This window comes from Alcaligenes sp. Marseille-Q7550 (assembly GCF_965112015.1).
The window spans coordinates 64,898-83,347 of record NZ_CBCOPU010000002.1; the positions used below are offsets into that span (position 1 = coordinate 64,898).

Annotated in this window: 15 protein-coding genes; 1 reads left to right on the forward strand and 14 read right to left on the reverse strand. The window is 64.8% G+C overall.

Going from position 1 to position 18,450, the window contains the following annotated elements:
* Positions 1-16 precede the first annotated feature (16 nt).
* Positions 17-1,342, forward strand: coding sequence for a guanine deaminase (gene guaD, locus ACWPWO_RS09640; RefSeq protein ID WP_454006429.1), 1,326 nt, complete (start codon positions 17-19; stop codon positions 1,340-1,342).
* On the opposite strand, the gene ACWPWO_RS09645 is transcribed toward guaD, so the two are convergent.
* From ACWPWO_RS09645 to hfq, 14 genes are all read right to left on the reverse strand, one after another.
* Entirely contained in the window at positions 1,339-2,613 is a 1,275-nt protein-coding gene (locus ACWPWO_RS09645; RefSeq protein ID WP_454006430.1) for a sensor histidine kinase, read from the reverse strand. The genes guaD and ACWPWO_RS09645 overlap by 4 nt on opposite strands.
* A gap of 4 nt (positions 2,614-2,617) precedes the next feature.
* The gene (locus tag ACWPWO_RS09650) at positions 2,618-3,319 is read right to left on the reverse strand and encodes a response regulator transcription factor (RefSeq protein WP_454006431.1); all 702 of its coding nucleotides are present in this window, start codon (positions 3,317-3,319) and stop codon (positions 2,618-2,620) included.
* A 60-nt stretch (positions 3,320-3,379) separates the two neighbouring features.
* On the reverse strand, positions 3,380-4,681 hold the full coding sequence (locus ACWPWO_RS09655; RefSeq protein WP_454006432.1) for a methyltransferase family protein: 1,302 nt from the start codon (positions 4,679-4,681) through the stop codon (positions 3,380-3,382).
* Positions 4,682-4,791: 110 nt separating this feature from the next.
* Positions 4,792-6,066 (reverse strand): sensor histidine kinase, encoded by a 1,275-nt coding sequence (locus ACWPWO_RS09660; RefSeq protein ID WP_454006433.1) that lies wholly within the window; start codon positions 6,064-6,066, stop codon positions 4,792-4,794.
* Positions 6,067-6,443: 377 nt separating this feature from the next.
* Positions 6,444-8,666, reverse strand: a complete 2,223-nt coding sequence (rpoD, locus tag ACWPWO_RS09665) for an RNA polymerase sigma factor RpoD (protein WP_454006434.1) — start codon at positions 8,664-8,666, stop codon at positions 6,444-6,446.
* A 259-nt stretch (positions 8,667-8,925) separates the two neighbouring features.
* A complete protein-coding gene (gene dnaG, locus ACWPWO_RS09670; protein ID WP_454006435.1) occupies positions 8,926-10,935 on the reverse strand; it encodes a DNA primase in 2,010 nt (669 codons plus the stop codon).
* Positions 10,932-11,144: a 30S ribosomal protein S21 gene (gene rpsU, locus ACWPWO_RS09675; protein ID WP_454006436.1), complete on the reverse strand. Its 213-nt coding sequence runs from the start codon at positions 11,142-11,144 to the stop codon at positions 10,932-10,934. The genes dnaG and rpsU overlap by 4 nt, the downstream gene beginning before the upstream one ends.
* Positions 11,145-11,392: 248 nt before the next feature.
* Positions 11,393-11,938, reverse strand: coding sequence for a phosphoribosyltransferase (locus tag ACWPWO_RS09680; RefSeq protein WP_454006437.1), 546 nt, complete (start codon positions 11,936-11,938; stop codon positions 11,393-11,395).
* Positions 11,939-12,090: 152 nt separating this feature from the next.
* The gene (locus ACWPWO_RS09685; protein WP_454006438.1) at positions 12,091-13,386 is read right to left on the reverse strand and encodes an adenylosuccinate synthase; all 1,296 of its coding nucleotides are present in this window, start codon (positions 13,384-13,386) and stop codon (positions 12,091-12,093) included.
* Positions 13,387-13,461: 75 nt separating this feature from the next.
* Entirely contained in the window at positions 13,462-14,619 is a 1,158-nt protein-coding gene (locus ACWPWO_RS09690) for an ATP phosphoribosyltransferase regulatory subunit (protein WP_454006439.1), read from the reverse strand.
* A gap of 172 nt (positions 14,620-14,791) precedes the next feature.
* Positions 14,792-15,679, reverse strand: coding sequence for a protease modulator HflC (hflC, locus tag ACWPWO_RS09695; protein ID WP_454007470.1), 888 nt, complete (start codon positions 15,677-15,679; stop codon positions 14,792-14,794).
* Between the two features lie 9 nt (positions 15,680-15,688).
* Positions 15,689-17,005 (reverse strand): FtsH protease activity modulator HflK, encoded by a 1,317-nt coding sequence (hflK, locus tag ACWPWO_RS09700; protein WP_454006440.1) that lies wholly within the window; start codon positions 17,003-17,005, stop codon positions 15,689-15,691.
* Entirely contained in the window at positions 16,989-18,077 is a 1,089-nt protein-coding gene (hflX, locus tag ACWPWO_RS09705; RefSeq protein ID WP_454006441.1) for a GTPase HflX, read from the reverse strand. The genes hflK and hflX overlap by 17 nt, the downstream gene beginning before the upstream one ends.
* Positions 18,078-18,155: 78 nt before the next feature.
* Positions 18,156-18,392: an RNA chaperone Hfq gene (hfq, locus tag ACWPWO_RS09710; RefSeq protein ID WP_454006442.1), complete on the reverse strand. Its 237-nt coding sequence runs from the start codon at positions 18,390-18,392 to the stop codon at positions 18,156-18,158.
* Positions 18,393-18,450: the final 58 nt, after the last annotated feature.

An 18,450-nucleotide genomic window follows, 5' to 3' on the forward strand; every position in this document is an offset into this window, starting at 1 on the left:
GCTTTCGAGGATAAAAATGACGAACCACGATACGACCGCCTGTGCCTACCGCGCACAACTGCTGTACTTTGTGGCCGATCCCGCCTGCCTGGAGGATCCCTCCGAGGCCATGCGCTACTACAGCGACGGCCTGCTGCTGGTCAATGCCCAGGGGCGGATCGAGGCTTGCGGCGACTACGCCCGCTTGGCGGACTCGCTGCCCGCCGACGTGCGCCTGGTCGATCTGCGCGGCAAGCTGATCATGCCCGGCCTGATCGACACGCACCTGCATTTCCCGCAGACCGACATGATTGCTTCGCCCTCGCCCGGCCTGCTGCCCTGGCTGGAGAACTACACCTTCCCCACCGAAAGGCGCTTTGAAGACAAGAGCCACGCCGATGAAGTGGCCGGCGTATTCCTGGACGAGCTGCTGCGCAACGGCACCACCACCGCCCTGGTCTACGGCAGCGTCCACCCCGAATCCGCGGATGCCTTTTTCGAAGAAAGCCACCGCCGCAACCTGCGCATGATCGCCGGCAAGGTCATGATGGATCGCAACTGCCCCGAATACCTGCGCGACACGGCCGAATCGGGCGCGCGCGAATCCGAAGACCTGATCCGCCGCTGGCATGGCAAAGGCCGCCAGATGTATGCGCTGACGCCGCGCTTCGCCCCCACCTCCACGCCCGAACAACTGGCCGCCTGCGGCGAGCTGGCGCGCGCCTACCCGGACGTCTTCATGCAGACGCACGTGGCGGAAAACAAGGACGAAGTGAAATGGGTCAGCGAGCTCTTCCCCAAGAGCCGCAGCTACCTGGACGTGTACGACAGCTTCGGCCTGCTGCGTCCGCGCGCCGTGTACGGCCACAGCATCTGGCTGGATGAGCAGGACCGCGCCCGCCTGCACGACACCAGCAGCGTGGCGGCTCACTGCCCCACATCCAATCTGTTCCTGTCCAGCGGGGTGTTCGATTTCGTGGCCATGCGCCAGAGCGGCGTGATGCACACGCTGGCCACCGACGTGGGCGGCGGCACGTCCTTCTCCATGCTGCGCACCATGAATGAAGCCCACAAGGTCGCCCGCCTGGGTGGCTGGCACCTGACGGCGGCCTCCATGTTCTACCTGGCTACCGAAGGCACTGCGCGCGCCCTGGACATGCAAGGACAGATCGGCACCCTGGCGCCCGGCGCGGAAGCGGATTTCATCGTGCTCGATCCTCAGTGCACGCCGTTGATCGCGCGCCGCAGCTCCCTGCTGGACTCCCTGGAGGAGCAGTTGTTCGTCCTGGCCATGCTGGGCGACGATCGCTGCATCAGCGCCACCTACAGCGCCGGTCGCCGGGTGCACCAGCGCGACGCCTAGGCGGGGTCCAGATCCAGCCTGAATACGCAGCCCGCGCCCCGCGGGCCGGGCTGCACCGTCAAGCTCCAGCCCTGCGCCAGCGCCAGTTGCCGCGCCAGGGCCAGGCCTATTCCCCTGTGACCCTGTTCACGCGAGCCCTGGGACAACTGCCGGCCGCGGCTGAAGTGCCGCTCGAAGATCAGCGCCTGGTCCTGGACGGCAATGCCCGGGCCGTCATCCCCCACTTCCAGGACCGCAGGCTCCTTCCAGGCGACCCATAATTCGCACGGCGCAGCGTGGTCGACGGCGTTGCGCATCAGGATGCGCAAGAGCATGGACAAGGCGTAGGCATCAGCCTGCCGACGCACGGTATCGGGAATGCGATTGCTCCAGCGGACCTGTTCGCTGCCCGCATCCAGCAGGGCCACCGCCTGCCAGGTCTGTTCGGCCAGCTCGCTCACCTGGATCTCGCGCAAATGCTGCGCCGCCGTATAGGCCAGGCTCTCGGCCGCGTCCAGGCTGGCGCAGACCGCGTCGGCCTGGACCATCATGCGCTGCAGGCGCTGCTGGGCGGGCCCCTCGGGCAATTGCAACAGCAACAGTTCGCAATCGCTGCGAATGGCCGCCAGCCCGGTGCGCAGCTCATGGCCCAGATTGGCCGCAAATTCGCGTTCGTGGGTCAGCAGTTCCTCGACCTGCTCCTGCATGCGGTTGAAGGCCCGTATCAGGCGCCCCGCCTCGTCATCCTGGCGTTCAGGCAGGCCGGAGCGGCCCGGCGCCCAGTTTTCCAGATGCCGCGACAGAATCTGCATGGGCGCCACGGCCCGGCGCGCCACCCAACGCGAAAAAAGAAATACCAGCAAGATGGCCATCGCGCCGATCAGCGCCAGGGTCAGGCCGAACTGCCGGACGCGCTGCTCGTGCGGGGTTGCCCGGTACACCAGGTACAGGCGGCCCTGGGCGCTGTCCTGGCGCAGCACATGCCAGGTGTCCTCACCTTTTTCAAACTCGTGCAGGCCGGGCTGAACGGTCTGTGCAAAAGCCGGCAAGCCGGACAGCGGCTGCCCCTGCGCGAACCAGTAGCTGTCCAGCTCGGAACCCAGCGCCTCGCTGCGATCGTACGCGCTATCGGGCAGCAGGGCTGGATTGCGCGCATAGGACAGCAGCATGGTGTTGACCATCTCGTCCTCCATGCGGGCGAAGGCGGCGTAGGCCAGGCCGCCCACGACAAGGACCAGCGCTGCCGCGATCAACGTCAGCGCCCAGGACACCCGCTGCGTCAGCGTGCTCATGAATCTAGGCCTTCTCAGCCCCCTGAACATCCTCGTTTTCCTTTTCCAGCCGCCAGCCCAGGCCGGGAAGCGTTTCGATATTGCCGGCGCCGGCCTCGGTCAAGGCGCGACGCAACAGATGGATCTGGCTGCGCAGGGCCTCGGGAGACGGCGCGCCCTCCGGCCAGAGCGTTTTTTCCAGCGCACGCCGCGTGACGATGGCGCCCGGTTCGCGCAGCAGCGCCTCCAGGACCTGGCGGGTCTTGAAGCTCAGGTGCAGGCTCTGTCCGGCCACGCTCACCAGCGCCGTGTCCAGATTGTATTCCAGCACTCCCCAGCGCAAGGAGCCATGCTGGACCTGAGACGGGCCGCGCCGCAACAAGGCTCGCAGGCGCGCTTCCACTTCCGCCAGGGCGAAAGGTTTGACCAGATAGTCGTCCGCGCCCAGGTCGAACGCGGTCAGCTTGCTTTCCAACTGGCTGCGCGCCGTCAGCACCAGGATGGGGATGGGCGCCCTGCCGGACTTGCGCAAGGCCTGCAGCACGCCGAAGCCATCCAGCCCCGGCAGGCCCAGGTCCAGCACCATGGCGTCGAAGTCCAGCTCCTGCAGCAGGCCGAGCGCGCCATTGCCGTCGTAGGCGGCGTCCACCACAAAGCCCTTCAGCTCCAGATAAGTGTAAAGGTTCTCGGCAATGGTCGTATCGTTTTCAACTATGAGTACACGCATGAGAAAAAATGTTCCACAAGGGGTTGGCTCGTCCATTCGGGCCGGCGCCGGACGGGTCCATCAAGGCAGGTGCAGCAGAACAGGCACCCAGCCATGGACCTGGGCCCGCTGCGCCAGCTCGAAAATCGGCCAGATCAGGAAATACGGCAAGGCGTCCCGCAAGGTACGGGCCAGCCCGCTGACCGACACCTGCAGCTCGTCCGGGCTGCGCCACAGGGACAGGCGCGGCCCGAAACGCGGCACGCGCCGGCAGTAGTCCTCGTAGGCCGAGCCGAAGACGCGCTGCAGCAACACCTCTTCTTCATCGATGACGTTGTCGAACACAGCGTACACGAACAGGGCCATGACGGGGCCCAGAAGAAGGCTGCCCGAGAGCGCGCCCATGCCGGCCACGGCGCACAGGGAGAATCCATACAGGGGGTTGCGGCTGACGGAATAAGGCCCCTGGGTGATCAGGCTCGCCCCCTTGTGCCCGCCCAGATAGAGCATGCACCAGCAGCGCCCCAATACCGCCGCCAGGACCAGGGCCAGGCCGGCCATGCGCGTGAATTGGAACACCAGCGAGTCCGCCGACCATGCGGACGAGAAGAACGGCAGCAGCGTGGCCAGCAAGACGCCGAATACGCCCAGGGTGCGGCGCCGACGCACCTGGATGACAGCCAGGTGTTCCCAGGCCTGCTCCAGGGTGCTGCGACCGGCATGCGCATCGGACCACCGCCGCGGCGCCACGATCAGAGGGTAGAAAACCAGACTGCACAGCAGCCACACCACCATCAGGGAACTGAACACCTGGGCCAGATTGACACGCCCCTGCTCCGGCTCCAGCACACCCAGCACCACGGCGCACAGCAACCCGGCCGCCAGGCCCACCCAGCGCAGGCGAGGCTGATTCAGCGCCCAGCCGACGAAATACAGGAACACCAGACCGGCGCCCGCCGCCACGCACACGCCCGCCTGCACGAACCCTCGCGCCTGGGGCGCCCAGCCAAGCGCCAGGTCCAGCCAGACCCGCGCGGCGCTCGACTGCAGCAAGGCGGCCAGCAGCGGCCCTCCCAGAAACAATGCGACGCTGCACATCAAGGCGGGGCTGACCGGCAGGCCGGCCTGGCGCTCCAGGCGATGCGCCTGCCAGAAGGGCAGCAGCAGACCGCCCGACATCGTCAAGGCCATCAGAACCCATTGCACTTCTTTCATTTCATGGGCGGCATGAGCGGGACGGCTGGCCATGGCCAGCAAAGGGTTGACCGGAGTCCACTGCTGCGCCAGGCTCGCCAGCCAGGCCAGCAGCAGGGTCACGCCCACCACCTGGGTGAGCAGATAGAACAAGGAATTGCGTTGCACCAGAGAGGAAGCGCCGGGCATGATGTGATCTCGCCATTGTTGGCGGCGAACCGGAACTGGTTCGTCGCAGACAGGGGCACTGTAGCGGCGGCAGCGTAAAAAGCGCGTTGAATGACTCCCCGGTGCGCGATTCAGTCAAGTCCGAGGTAGAAGCGGGTGCCGCGCTGCGCTCCCTGGGCATCGGACTGCACCTGCAGGCTCCAGCCGTGGTAGAGGCAGATCTGGCGCACGATATCCAGCCCCAGGCCGCGCCGGCCGGTCTGCGGAGAAGACCGGCCGCCCTGGTGGTAATGGCGCTCGAACAGGCGCTCGAGCCGCTCTGCGGGGATGCCCTGGCCGTTGTCCCGGAACAGCAGCGTGCCGGGCCCGGGCGAGCTGACCGTCACCTCCGTCGCCTGGGCGTGATCGACCACATTCTGCAGGAGATTGCGCATCACCACCAACAGGGCCGACGGATCCAGGCCGAGCTGCATCTGCTCAGGCACCTCGTTGCGGAAATGCGGCAGGCCCTTGTCCGCCCGGGCCGCCAGGGAATGCCAGGCATCGTCCACGTAACGCGCCAGCCAGCACCACTGTTTGTGGGAACTGCCGATCGACGCCAGGTTCTGTGCGCTCTGCAGGCCCGCGGCGGCGATGTCGGCCTGGCGGATGATATTTTCCAGGCGGGCCTGGCCGCCCTCCTGCCCCGTGAGCAGCAGCATCTCCGCTTCGCTGCGGATGGCGCACAGCGCCGTATTCAGCTCGTGCCCCAGGTTCAGGGCCATTTCCCGCTCTTCGTAGAGCTCTTCCTCCAGGCGGCTTTGCATCACATTGAAGGCGCTGAGCAGGCGTCCCATTTCATTGTCGTTGGCCACCTGATACTGATGCTGCTCGCCGCTGCGCTGGCTCAGCATCTGCACCAGTCGGATGATGGGTCCGGACGCCAACGCGGCCAGATGCCCGGCGGTCACCCACACCAGCAGCAGGCAAAACGCCATGCAGGCCAGGATCAACAGGCCGAACTCGGTCTGGCGCTGACGGAAGGATTCGGAATTGACAGCCATGACCACGCGTCCCTCGGCATGGTCCATCACGCGCACCCGCCACTGCTGCTGGCGCCAGCTCGCCTCGTGATCACCCGCCGGCAAGGCGGCGAATTCGGAGGGCACGCCTCCCTGCCCCGCTTGCGAACCGGCCATGAACCACGCCAGGTGCGTGTGCGGCTGGTCCAGCACCAGAGCTCCGCTGCGCGTGGGGTTCATGGAGCCCACCTGCGCGGCCACGTCCTCGAGCTGCTCGCCCAGCACATTGTCCTTCAGGTAGCCGAACGCCAGATAGGAACCGGCTCCCAATACCAGCACCATGACCGTCAGGGACAGGCCCATGGCCCACTGGATGCGATGCGTGACGGAGCTGGTCGCAATCATGCCCTTGGCTCCTGATGCTCGGAAATGGATGGCTTCATGTCTGAAATGCGAAAAGCGACCGGCCGGACCCTGGCTGGGGGAACCAGAGCAACGGCAGGTCCTGGCGAAAGATGCGCCCGTTGTAGCATGGCGCCCGGCTCCCAGCCAGTGAATTTTTCGTAATGTGTTCATGACCGCTCCCCGGGACTTCCGTCTGCTTGCGCAGGCGCGTCCGGGCGTCGAAAAATGCCTTGCAACATACCATGCGGAACGTGAAATTCATGCAACGCCCTTGTCGAAGGATCCGCCGCGTCCGCTTTATCGGCATCCGCCTGCGGACGGCCATGACAAAACCCGGCCGCCAGGGCCGGGTTTTCAGGGCTGGGCCAGCAATCGGATTACTGGCTTTCCAGGAAGCTCTTGAGCTTGTCCGCGCGGCTGGGGTGACGCAGCTTGCGCAGGGCCTTGGCTTCTATTTGACGGATGCGCTCGCGCGTGACGTCAAACTGCTTGCCCACTTCCTCCAGGGTCTGGTCCGTGCTCATCTCGATGCCGAAACGCATGCGCAGCACCTTGGCTTCGCGAGGCGTCAGGGAATCCAGCACGTCCTTGACCACTTCGCGCATGGAGCCATGCAGGGCCGAATCCGAGGGCGACACCGTGTTGTTGTCCTCGATGAAATCGCCCAGGTGGGAATCGTCGTCGTCTCCGATCGGCGTTTCCATGGAGATGGGCTCCTTGGCGATCTTCAGGATCTTGCGAACCTTGTCCTCGGGCATGTCCATCTTCAGGGCCAGGGTGGCGGGATCGGGCTCGACGCCGGTTTCCTGCAGGATCTGGCGGTTGATCCGGTTCATCTTGTTGATGGTCTCGATCATGTGCACCGGGATGCGGATCGTGCGGGCCTGGTCCGCGATGGAGCGCGTGATGGCCTGTCGGATCCACCAGGTGGCGTAGGTCGAGAACTTGTAGCCGCGACGATACTCGAACTTGTCCACGGCCTTCATCAGGCCGATGTTGCCTTCCTGGATCAGGTCCAGGAACTGCAGGCCGCGGTTCGTGTACTTCTTGGCGATGGAGATCACCAGACGCAGGTTGGCCTCGGTCATTTCACGCTTGGCCTTGCGGGCCTTGGCCTCGCCGGTGGTCATGCGCTTGTTGACTTCCTTCAGGTCCTTCAGAGGCAGCACCACGCTGGTCTGCAGGTCGATCAGCTTTTGCTGGATCTCCTGGATCGCCGGGATGTGGCGCTCCAGGATGGCGCTGTAGGGATGGCCGGCATTGACCTCGTCCACCACCCAGTTCAGGTTGGTCTCGTTGCCGGGAAAGGCCTTGATGAAGTGGGCGCGCGGCATGTCGGCGCGTTCCACACAGATGTTCAGGATCTCGCGTTCATGCTGGCGCACCACCGCCACCTGCTCGCGCATGGTGTCGGCCAGCTTCTCCACCATCTTGGCGGTGAAGCGGATGCCCATGAATTCGTTCAGGATGGTTTCCTGGGCCTGCACGTAGCCGGGGCTCTTGTAGCCTTCGGTCTCGAATGCGACACGCATCTTGTCGAACCATTCGCCGATGATGTCGAACTTCTTGAGCGACTTGTTGCGCAGGTACTCGATCTGCTTGCTGCTCATGCCGCCGGCCGGACCTTCGTCCTCGTCCTCGGCGGACACGCCCGAGCCCGCGTACTCTTCGCCCTCGTCGTCCACCAGTCCGTCCACGACCTCGTCGATCTGAATCACGCCTTCGCGCACGCGCTGCACGTAGGTCAGGATCTCGTTGACCGTCGTCGGGCACGCGGCGATCGCCATGACCATGTGCTTGAGGCCGTCCTCGATGCGCTTGGCGATCTCGATCTCGCCTTCGCGGGTCAGCAGCTCGACCGAGCCCATTTCACGCATGTACATGCGCACGGGGTCGGTGGTGCGCCCGAAGTCCGAATCCACGGTGGTCAGCGCGGCCTCGGCCTCGTCCTCGACGTCGTCGTCGCTGGAGGCCATGGGCGCGTTGTCGCTCATGAGCAGGGTGTCGGCGTCGGGCGCCTGGTCGTAGACCGAGATGCCCATGTCGCTGAACGTGCCGATGATGCCGTCGATGGCCTCGACGTCCACCAGGTCGTCGGGCAGATGGTCGTTGATCTCGCCATAGGTCAGGTAGCCGCGGTCCTTGCCCAGCTTGATCAGGGCCTTGAGACGGTTGCGGCGTGCTTCCTGCTCCTCGGGGCTCAGCTGGCCGCGCACGCCGAACACGTCTTTTTCGGCCTTGGCGCGCTTGGCGCCGCGCTTGGCCGCCGGCTTGAGTTCGGGGATGACCTCTTCGTCGCCCATGTCGTCGTCGTCGACGAAATCGATGCCGTCGTTATTGGCGTTCTTGGCGGGACGCCCGCGACGGCCGCCGCCGGCGGCCTTGGCCGCCGTCTTCTTGGCCGCGGCTTTCTTGGCTACGGTTTTCTTGGCGGCGGCCTTCTTGGCCGCCTTCCTGGCAGGCGCTGCACCTGGCTCCCCATCCTCGAGGAAATCATCGAGGTCTACCGAGCTCGAGGACCCTGATTTTGCCGTCGCGGCCAGGGTTTTCTTGCCAGACCGAGAGACCGTCGCCGAGGTTTTACCAGTCGTTTGAGTCATAATTTCTTCCATAGACGCCAATTACCCCTGTGGTACCAATATGTAGCCACCGAGTCGTACAGGCCAGAACCTGATGATGCGTGCGCCTCCATCCGGCCGGCTCCTGGGCGTGCCGCGCAAGCGAACCCTGCGTGATTTAATCCCTGGCTCATCGGCTCAAGGCATGATGTGGTTCGCAACCCGCTGCCCGCCGCATTTGCCCGCGCGCCAGGACACGAAATCCTGGCCGGATGCAAACACAACACATAAACCTAATATTTTACTTCACTTGCCGAGTATAAGCAGCATTCAACAAAGCAATGCGGCGTGTCAACTCTTGATAACGCTGACGTTGCTCGGGCTCGCGCAGGCCCGTTTCCACCAGGGAAGACTGCTCGGCCTTGATCGCATCCAGCTCGATCCGATGCAAGGCGTCGCGCCACTCTCCCTGCGGGTCGGGCAATTCGTCCTCGCCCAGCAGTTCCGTGGCCAGGGACTGCAGCACAGGGGCCAGGTCCGAATCCGGATCCACCGCCTCCAGCAAGGCGCCGGCGTGCCGCGCGGCGCTGATGTTGGTCAGGGCGATCAACTCCTGTACAAGACGCAGATGGGGACTCTGGGCAAGGATTTCAAGCTGCTGGTCCCCCAGGCTGCCCACCAGCGCCGGATGGGCGATCAGCAGGCGCAGCAGGCGCTTGGCCATGGGCGTGACGGCCCGGCTGCCCATGACGGGCGCCGCTCCCTGGCGCGACTTGCCCTTGCGATCGCCGCGCCAGGCGCCGCGCTCGCGCGGCTGCGCCGGCGCTTCCTGCCAGCCCTGCGGCTCCTGCCAGTGCTCCATGGGCACGCTGTCCGCGAAGGAGGCATCGAAGCCTTCGAAGCCGTCGTCGAATGGCGCCGGCCCCGCCTCCGCCGACGGGGGCTCGGAGGCCACCGGCGGGCGGGCCACCAGGCCGTCCTGCGCCGGCGGCCGGTCCGCCGCCGGGCGACGCGGCGGCTCCACCGTGCTGAGCCGCTGCGCCAGCTCGTCGGGAGTCAGCAGCACCATGCGGGCGAATTCGTGCTGGATCTGGACCTTGAGCGTGCTGTCGGCCAGCTCCAGCAGCATGGGCAGGGCCTCGTGCACGCAGGCGGCGCGCCCTTCGGCCTCGTCCATGCGATGGCGCGAGGCCAGCTCGTCCAGGAAGAAGCGCGACAAGGCATAGGCTTCCTGGGCCTGGTCGCGAAAGGCCTGCGGGCCGTGCTCGCGTACGTAGGAATCCGGGTCATGCTTGTCCGGCAGGAACATGAAGCGGATGGAGACGTCGTCGCGCACCAGCGGCAGGCAGGTGTTGAGCGCGCGCCAGGCCGCCTTGCGGCCGGCCGCATCGCCGTCGAAGCAGAACACCAGCCGGTCGCTTGCGCGCATCAGCTTGGTGATGTGGTGCTCGGTCGTGGCCGTGCCCAGCGTGGCCACCGCGTTGTGCAGCCCGTGCTGGGACAGCGCCACCACGTCCATATAGCCTTCCACGATCAGGACAAAGCCTTCCTTGCGTATGCCCTGGCGCCCTTCCCAGAGGCCGTAGAGTTCGTGGCCCTTGGAGAACAGCGTGGTTTCCGGCGAATTCAGGTACTTGGGTTCGCCCTTTTCGATCAGGCGGCCGCCAAAGCCGATGATGTTGCCCTTGGCGTTGCGGATCGGAAACATGATCCGCGAACGGAAGCGGTCATAGCGCCGTCCGTCCTCGGACTCGATCACCAGGCCGGACTCGACCAGCTGATTGTCTTCGTATTGCGGAAAAACCGTGGCCAGGCCCCGGCGCTCCGTTCCCGTCCAGCCCAGGCCGAAACGCGCTGCGGTCTCTCCGTCCAGGCCTCGGCGCTTGAGGTAGTCGATGGCGATGGGCGATTGCTTGAGCTGGCGCAGGTAATGCGCCTGGGCGGCTTCGAGGATATGATGCTGGCGCGTCAGCTCGTCCTTGCGGCGGGCGTCGGCGGCGCGGTGGCGCGGGGAGCGGTGCGCTTCGGGTGCGGTCATGCCGACAGTGGCGGCCAGGCTGCGCACTGCCTCGGGGAACGAGGCCCCCGTATGCTCCATCAGGAACGATATGGCTGACCCATGGGCTCCACAACCAAAGCAATGATAGAACTGCTTGGTGGGACTGACCGTGAAGGAGGGAGACTTTTCGTTGTGAAAAGGGCATAGGCCAAGCAAGTTGGCCCCGCCTTTGCGCAACTGCACATATCGCCCGACGACATCGACGACATCGACACGGGCGAGCAGTTCCTGAACAAAAGATTCAGGGATCAATACAAGCGCGGAGGCAGCTGCTGGCTACGGATGCGTTTGTAGCGACGCTTCACGGCGGCAGCGTGCTTGCGCTTACGCTCGGCCGTTGGTTTTTCGTAGAATTCACGCGAACGCAGTTCGGTCAGCAGACCGGTTTTTTCGATCGTGCGCTTAAAGCGACGCAGGGCAACCTCGAAAGGCTCGTTTTCTTTCAGGCGAACAATAGGCATGTAATCCCTAGCCTTGTAAATTAAAGGGTTAGCGTAAACAGATAGCCCAAAATCATAGCACGATTGCCGGCCACGGCCAAGCAACGTGTCATTGGGCTAACCACCGGATGTCTGGATTGAAGGACCCGGGCCTTTGGCCAGAATCCTTCGCCACGATGCGGGGGCGCTTGCGGCGCCACATCATTCTGGTCCCCGCGCCGCCCCGGCCGGATACGGCGAGGTCTGCGCAAAAACGTGTGATCGTGGACTCAGGCCTGGCTGATACCCTTGCGGATCCAGGCCTCGAGTTGATGAGGACGAATGCTATCGTAGTCCTCAAAGGGCTGGTGAATCCAGGGATTTGTCGGCAATTTGGCCACATAGTAGTCCGGCTCCACCTTGGCGTGGCCTTTCCACCACAAAACCGCCGTTTTCAGTTCGGTGATGGCGGGAAATTGCGAGCGCAGGTGATCGCGCACGCGCATGAAGGTCTTGCCCGTATCGACCATGTCGTCGACCAGCAGGACGTTGCCGTCCAGCGTGCCGCGCGTGATGGTGATGTACTGCGCGATGTCCAGATCGCCCTGCTGCGTGCCGGCCGCCTCGCGATAGCTGCTGGTGGCCAGAATGCCCAGGGGCACGTCGTAAATGCGCGATATGACATCCCCCACTCGCATCCCGCCCCGAGCCAGGCAGACGATTTTGTCGAATTTCCAGCCGGACTCGTGAATGCTCAGGGCCAGTCGCTCGATCAGGCGATTGTACTGGTCCCAGGAAACCCACTCATCAGTATCGGTATTTGGGGGCAGACTCATATGTATTCCAGGTATAGATGCAATGGCTGCGCGTCTAACACCTGCAAGGAGAGTCTGGGCAGGCCGCGCAGCGTCCAGAACGACAAAGCGGCCCAAGGGCCGCTTTGTACGCACCGTACAACGGTGCAGGGCATTATACCGCGAGAATGCGCTTATTTGGTGAACGGATCGCGCAGCACGATGGTTTCATTGCGATCGGGGCCGGTGGAGACCATGTCGATAGGCACGTCGCAGATCTCGGCGATGCGCTCCAGGTAGCGGCGCGCATTGATGGGCAGCTTGTCGTAGTCGGTCACGCCCACGGTGGACTCGGTCCAGCCGGGCATTTCCTCCAGGACAGGCTCGGCTTCGGCCACGGCGTGCGCACCGTAGGGCAGCACGTCCAGGAACTCGCCCTTGTAGCGGTAGCCCACGCCTATCTTGATCTGTTCCACGCCGTCCAGCACGTCCAGCTTGGTGATGCACAGGCCGGAAATGCCGTTGATCATGACCGAGCGCTTCATGGCCGCGCCGTCGAACCAGCCGCAGCGGCGGGGACGGCCCGTGACCGACCCGAATTCCTTGCCGACGGTGGCCAGGCGCATGCCGGTGTCGTCCAGCAGTTCGGTCGGGAACGGACCCGAGCCCACGCGCGTGGTATAGGACTTGGCGATGCCCAGGACGTAGCTCAGCTCCTGCGGTCCCACGCCGGCGCCGGCGGACGCCGCGCCCGACAGGCAGTTGCTGCTGGTGACGAAGGGATAGGTGCCGTGGTCGATGTCCAGCAGCGCGCCCTGCGCGCCTTCGAACAGCAGCTTCTGGCCGGCCTTCTTGGCCAGGTACAGATTGTTGGAGACGTCCGCCACCATGGGAGCGAGCTGTTCGGCATGCGCCATGGCCAGATCGCGCACCTGCTGGGCGGAGACGGGTTCGGCGCCCAGATACTGGGTCAGCACGAAGTTGTGGTAGTCCAGGACTTCGGCCAGTTTTTCGTCGAAGATGGCCGGGTCGTAAAGATCCTGCACGCGCAGCGCGCGGCGCGCCACCTTGTCCTCGTAGGCCGGGCCGATGCCGCGGCCCGTGGTGCCGATCTTGCCGTCGCCCTTGCGCTTTTCGCGGGCCTGGTCCACGGCGATGTGGTAGGGCAGGATCAGCGGGCAGGACGGGGAGATCTGCAGGCGCGAGCGCACATCCAGGCCGGCCGCTTCCAGTTCGCCGATTTCGGTCAGCAGGGCTTCGGGCGAGAGCACCACGCCATTGCCGATGTAGCAGGTGACGTGCGCGTGCATGATGCCCGAGGGAATCAGGCGCAGAATGGTTTTCTTGCCGTTGATCCACAGCGTATGGCCGGCGTTGTGGCCGCCCTGGAAGCGGACCACGCCGTGCGCGGATTCGGCCAGCCAGTCGACGATCTTGCCTTTGCCTTCGTCACCCCACTGGGTGCCGATCACCACAATGTTTTTGCTCATGTCTAGTATCAGAATTAAAGGAGGCCGGCACCGTGCCGGACCGAGAACAATCACCTGCGCAGCAAGCCGCCCGGCTTACAGCGCCCTAAGCTGCCATTGACCGTCCAGCAAGACGAGCTCGCGGTCGATCACGAATTCATCCAGGCTGGGCTCCTGACCGGGCAACATCTGGATGACGATTTCGCCGCTCTGGCGCAAGCGCTTGAGCGCCTCAATCAGGTCGGGCTGATTACCCCATGGCGCCCGGACGGCGCGCGCGGCCTGCGCCGGCGGCAGGCCGGCGGACAGCTTGCGCAAGTCCAGACTGAAACCGGTGGCGGGACGCGCCCGCCCATACAGCCGGCCGATGCCGTCGAAGCGGCCGCCGCGCACCAGCGCGTCGTGCCAGCCTTCCGCATAGACCGAGAACACCAGGCCGGAATGATAGCCGTAGCCGCTGCCGATGTCCGCCAGGTCCACGGTGATCTCATGGCCGGGCAAGGCGTCGATCAGGGTGCGCAGGCTGCCCAGCGCCTCGCGCACTTCAGGCGCGTCCGGCAGCAGGCCGCGGGCGCGCTCCAGCACGTCGGCGCCGCCGTACAGCGAGGTCAGGGCCAACAGGTAGCGCGTGGTCTCGGGCAGGCAGCCGGACTCGCGGCCCAGGGCATGGATGCCCGAAACGTCCTTGGCATTGAGCAGATCGCAGACTTCGGCGGCGCGCGGCTTGAGCACGGGGTCGCGTTCGATCAGGAAGCGCCCCAGGCCGGGATAATTCAGGTCCAGGCGGGGATGGTGCACCCCTGCCCGGCCCACGCTGGCCAGCGCCAGTTGAATCACTTCCAGGTCGGATTCCACGCCCGCGTGACCAAAGACCTCGGCGCCGATCTGCAGCAGCTCGCGGTCGGACAGCAGGCCGGCCGGGCGAGCGTGCAGCACCGAACCGCAATAGCACAGGCGCGTGACGCCTTCACGGTTGAGCAGGTGGGCGTCGATGCGCGCCACCTGCGGGGTCATGTCGGCGCGCACACCCATGGTGCGGCCCGAAATCTGGTCCACGACCTTGCTGGTGCGCAGGTTCAGGTCCGTGCCGGACACGGCCTGCAGGGACTCCAGGTATTCCACCAGCGGAGGGGCGACCAGCTCGAAACCGTAGGTGCGATACAAGTCCAGCAGATTGCGGCGCAGCTCTTCGATGCGGCGCGCCTCGGCGGGCAGGATATCGGCCAGGCTCTCTGGCAACAACCAATTGGACATACGAATGCCTCGGACTACTTGATAGACGAAAGTTCCAGCCAAACAAAAAGCGACTTGGGGCTTGTAAGCCGCCCAAGTCGCCTGCGAAGTGGTGTTAGTAACTTACACGGTAGTATAAACGATCAGGGCTGCCGGGGGAACACCCGGCGGCCCTGAAGGTTCCTGGCGCGGATCAGCGTCCCGCCGGGACCGGCTCGTTCGGCTTGCTCCAGTAATTGAAGAAGTCCGAATCGGGGCTGATGACCAGCGTGTCGCTCTGTTTGCCGAAGGCGCCGCGGTAGGCCTCGAGGCTGCGGTAGAAACGGTAGAACTCGGGGTTCTTGCCGTAGGCCTGAGCGTAGATGGAAGCGGCTTGACCGTCGCCCTCGCCGCGGATCTTCTGGGCCTGGGCATAGGCGTCGGCCAGCAGTTCCTCGCGCTGACGCTCGGCCTCGGCGCGGATGCGTTCGCTTTCGGCCGCGCCGGTGGCGCGCAGGCGGTTGGCTTCCTGGGTGCGCTCGGCTTCCATGCGCCGGTACACGGATTCGGAAATCTCCGGCGCGAAGTCGATGCGGCGCAGGCGCACGTCCACCACTTCCACGCCCAGCGGACGGGCGCGGGCCTCCACAGCCGTCAGCACTTCGCGCATGATGGCATCGCGTTGCGTGGAAACCACTTCCTTGACGGTGCGCACGTTGACCGAGGCGTTCAGCGCGTCGCGGATCTGGGCCTGCAGGCGCTCGACCGCGCCGCGGTCGCTGGCGCCGAAGGTCACGTAGAACTGGCGCGGGTCGGAAATGCGCCACTTGACATAGGAGTCGATCAGCAGGTTCTTCTTCTCCGCGGTCTGGATGCGTTCCGGATCCTTGGTCTCGATGGTCTGCAGGCGCTTGTCCAGGAAGACCACGTTCTCGAACGGCGGGGGCAATTTGAAATAGAGGCCGGGGCTGGTGATGGTGCCGCGCACTTCGCCCAGGGCGAAGACCAGCGCCGCATCGCGCTCACGCACGATGAACACGGACGACAGCAGCAGACCGATGATCACCGCCAGGGCCACCAGAGCAGGAAATAAACGTTGCATCATGCTCTCCTAGCGTGCGTATGGGGAATAGGGGCTGACCAGCGAACCCAGCGAAGTGTCCATGCCGGCCGGATTGCTGACCGCCGGCGCCTTGGGCGGCGCCGCCGGAGCCGGACGGCTGGGCTGGCTCTGGGAGGCCGCGGCCGCCGCGGCCGGAGCGGAAGGCTCCACGCCGGGCTGGCTGCCCACCTGACGCACGATCTTGTCCAAAGGCAGGTAGATCATGTTGTTGTCGCTGCGGGTGTCGACCAGCACCTTGCTGGTGCGCTCCAGGATTTCCTGGACCGTGGACAGGTACAGACGGTCGCGCGTGACGCCGGGCGCCTTCACGTATTCCGCCTCCACGCTGGCAAAGCGCGCGGTGTCGCCCTTGGCATCGCCCACGACGCGGGCCTTGTAGCCCTCGGATTCCTGCAGCATGCGGGCAACCTGGCCGGCCGCCTCGGGCAGGACCTTGTTGGCGTAGGCCTGGCCTTCGTTGATCTGGCGCTCGCGGTCCTGGCCGGCCTTGACGGCGTCGTCGAAGGCGGCCTGCACCTGCTCGGGAGGCTGCACGTTCTGAATGGCCACCGTGCTGATCTGGATGCCGGTGCGATAACGGTCCAGGATGGACTGGGCCAGTTGCTGCACATCGGCGGCGATCTGCGTACGGCCGGAATACAGCACCGAATCCATGGGTTGCTTGCCCACGATCTCGCGCATGGCGGTCTCGGCGGCCTGGCGCACGGCCTCGTCGGGATTGTTGGTGTTGAACAGGTAGTCCGGCGCGCCGTTGGGCAGCAGGCGGTACTGAACCACATACTGCATATCCACGATATTCTCGTCCGTGGTCAGCATGAGCGATTCAGGCAGCACCTTGTTGCGGGCGTTGCCGCGATAGCCGACTTCGAACGTGCGCAGCTGGGAGATGTTGACGGTCTGGTGGTCTTCGATGGGATTGGGCCAGCGCCATTGCAGGCCGGGATTCAGCGTCTTGGTGTATTCGCCGAAACGCGTGACCACGGCCACCTGCCCTTCCTGGACGATGGTGAAGCCGCTGGCCAGCCACAGGCCCACGACCACCACGCCGCCGATGACCAGCAGCTTGGGCGAGCCCTTGGGCATGGAAGGGCAGCCGGCGCCGGGCGGCATGCCGCCCGGAGGGGAGCGGCGTCCCTTGCGTCCGAACATGGAACCCAGGCGGTTGTTGAAATCGCGCCATACCTCGTCGAGATCAGGCGGGCCATCTTGTTTCTCGGGGCGGCGAGGCGGCTCGGAACCATTCTTGCCGTTGTCTCGCCCCCAACCGGGATCATTGAGATTGAATATTTTATTGTTCAGACGCATTGTTTTCCGCGAAGTGACCTGATTCGACGATTGCCGTACGCAATCCATCCAATCCGATGCGCTCGAGAGCGCTAACAAAGACTCGGGCAATAGTACCATGTTCATCCCGCTCCACCCGCGGCTCGTAGCCCGCCTGGTCGATTTTGTTGTAGACCAGGATGCGCGGGATTTCATGCGCGCCGATGTCCTCCAGCACCTTGTGCACTTCGGCTATCTGCTCGTCGCGCTGCGCACTGGCCGCATCCACGACGTGCAGCAGCAGGTCGGCGTGCACGGTTTCCTCCAGCGTGGCGCGGAAGGCCGCGATCAGGGTGGGCGGCAGGTCGCGTATGAAGCCGACGGTATCGGAGATGACCACCTGCCCCGCCCCTTCGATCCAGACGCGCCGGGTCGTGGTGTCCAGCGTGGCGAACAGCTGGTCGGCCGCATAGGCCTGGGCGCGGGTCAGGGCGTTGAACAGCGTGGACTTGCCGGCGTTGGTATAGCCCACCAGCGAGACCGACAGCGTATCGCCGCGCGAGCGGGCGCGCCGCTGCGTGCTGCGTTGCCGCTGGACCCTGGCCAGGCGTTCGCGCAGGGTGCGCACCTTGGCGCCGATCATACGGCGGTCCATCTCGAGCTGGGATTCGCCGGGGCCGCGCATGCCTATGCCGCCGCGCTGACGCTCCAGGTGGGTCCACATGCGCGTCAGGCGCGAGGACAGATGCTGCAGCTGGGCCAGCTCGACCTGCAGCTTGCCTTCATGGCTTTGCGCGCGCAAGGCGAAGATGTCCAGGATGAGGGCGACGCGATCCACGACGCGCAATTCGAACTTGCGCTCCAGGTTGCGCTGCTGGGCGGGGGTGAGGGCCTGGTCGAAGAGGATGACCTGGGCGCCGGCCGCCTTGGCCAGGGCCACGGCCTCGTCCAGTTTGCCGGTGCCGATGAAATAGGCGGGATCGGGCCGGGCGCGGCGCACGATCAGCATCTCGACGATATCGGCGCCGGCGCCTTCGGCCAGCATGACGAATTCTTCGGAATGCGCCTGGAAGTCCAGCTCCCCCATGTCGACGCTGATGACAAGGGCTTTCATGGGACGCTCCAGAAAGAAAGACCCGTCTGCGGAGGCCGCAAGACGGGTAATTCAGGGTGCGAAGGATGAGGGACGGATTTATTCAGCCTGATCATCCGCAGCCAGGGTGACGGGACGAGCGGGAACGACGGTGGAGATCGCGTGCTTGTACACCATTTGGGTGACCGTATTGCGAAGCAGCACCACATACTGGTCGAAGGATTCGATCTGGCCCTGCAGCTTGATGCCGTTGACCAGGTAAATCGAGACGGGGATATGCTCCTTGCGCAGCACGTTCAGAAACGGGTCTTGTAGTATTTGCCCTTTGTTGCTCATTGGTGAGGCTCCAGTTATGTTGTTATTCCAGAGTGGAAGCGGATGCTGATACTTTACC

Coding starts and splice junctions, on each gene's coding strand:
- ACWPWO_RS09680 (WP_454006437.1), bottom strand. CDS start 11,938: ATGAGTCTGCCCCCAAATACCGATACTGATGAGTGGGTTTCCTGGGAC.
- hflC (WP_454007470.1), bottom strand. CDS start 15,679: ATGCAACGTTTATTTCCTGCTCTGGTGGCCCTGGCGGTGATCATCGGT.
- ACWPWO_RS09660 (WP_454006433.1), bottom strand. CDS start 6,066: ATGATTGCGACCAGCTCCGTCACGCATCGCATCCAGTGGGCCATGGGC.
- rpoD (WP_454006434.1), bottom strand. CDS start 8,666: ATGACTCAAACGACTGGTAAAACCTCGGCGACGGTCTCTCGGTCTGGC.
- ACWPWO_RS09685 (WP_454006438.1), bottom strand. CDS start 13,386: ATGAGCAAAAACATTGTGGTGATCGGCACCCAGTGGGGTGACGAAGGC.
- ACWPWO_RS09645 (WP_454006430.1), bottom strand. CDS start 2,613: ATGAGCACGCTGACGCAGCGGGTGTCCTGGGCGCTGACGTTGATCGCG.
- ACWPWO_RS09655 (WP_454006432.1), bottom strand. CDS start 4,681: ATGCCCGGCGCTTCCTCTCTGGTGCAACGCAATTCCTTGTTCTATCTG.
- ACWPWO_RS09690 (WP_454006439.1), bottom strand. CDS start 14,619: ATGTCCAATTGGTTGTTGCCAGAGAGCCTGGCCGATATCCTGCCCGCC.
- guaD (WP_454006429.1), top strand. CDS start 17: ATGACGAACCACGATACGACCGCCTGTGCCTACCGCGCACAACTGCTG.
- hfq (WP_454006442.1), bottom strand. CDS start 18,392: ATGAGCAACAAAGGGCAAATACTACAAGACCCGTTTCTGAACGTGCTG.
- ACWPWO_RS09650 (WP_454006431.1), bottom strand. CDS start 3,319: ATGCGTGTACTCATAGTTGAAAACGATACGACCATTGCCGAGAACCTT.
- hflK (WP_454006440.1), bottom strand. CDS start 17,005: ATGCGTCTGAACAATAAAATATTCAATCTCAATGATCCCGGTTGGGGG.
- rpsU (WP_454006436.1), bottom strand. CDS start 11,144: ATGCCTATTGTTCGCCTGAAAGAAAACGAGCCTTTCGAGGTTGCCCTG.
- hflX (WP_454006441.1), bottom strand. CDS start 18,077: ATGAAAGCCCTTGTCATCAGCGTCGACATGGGGGAGCTGGACTTCCAG.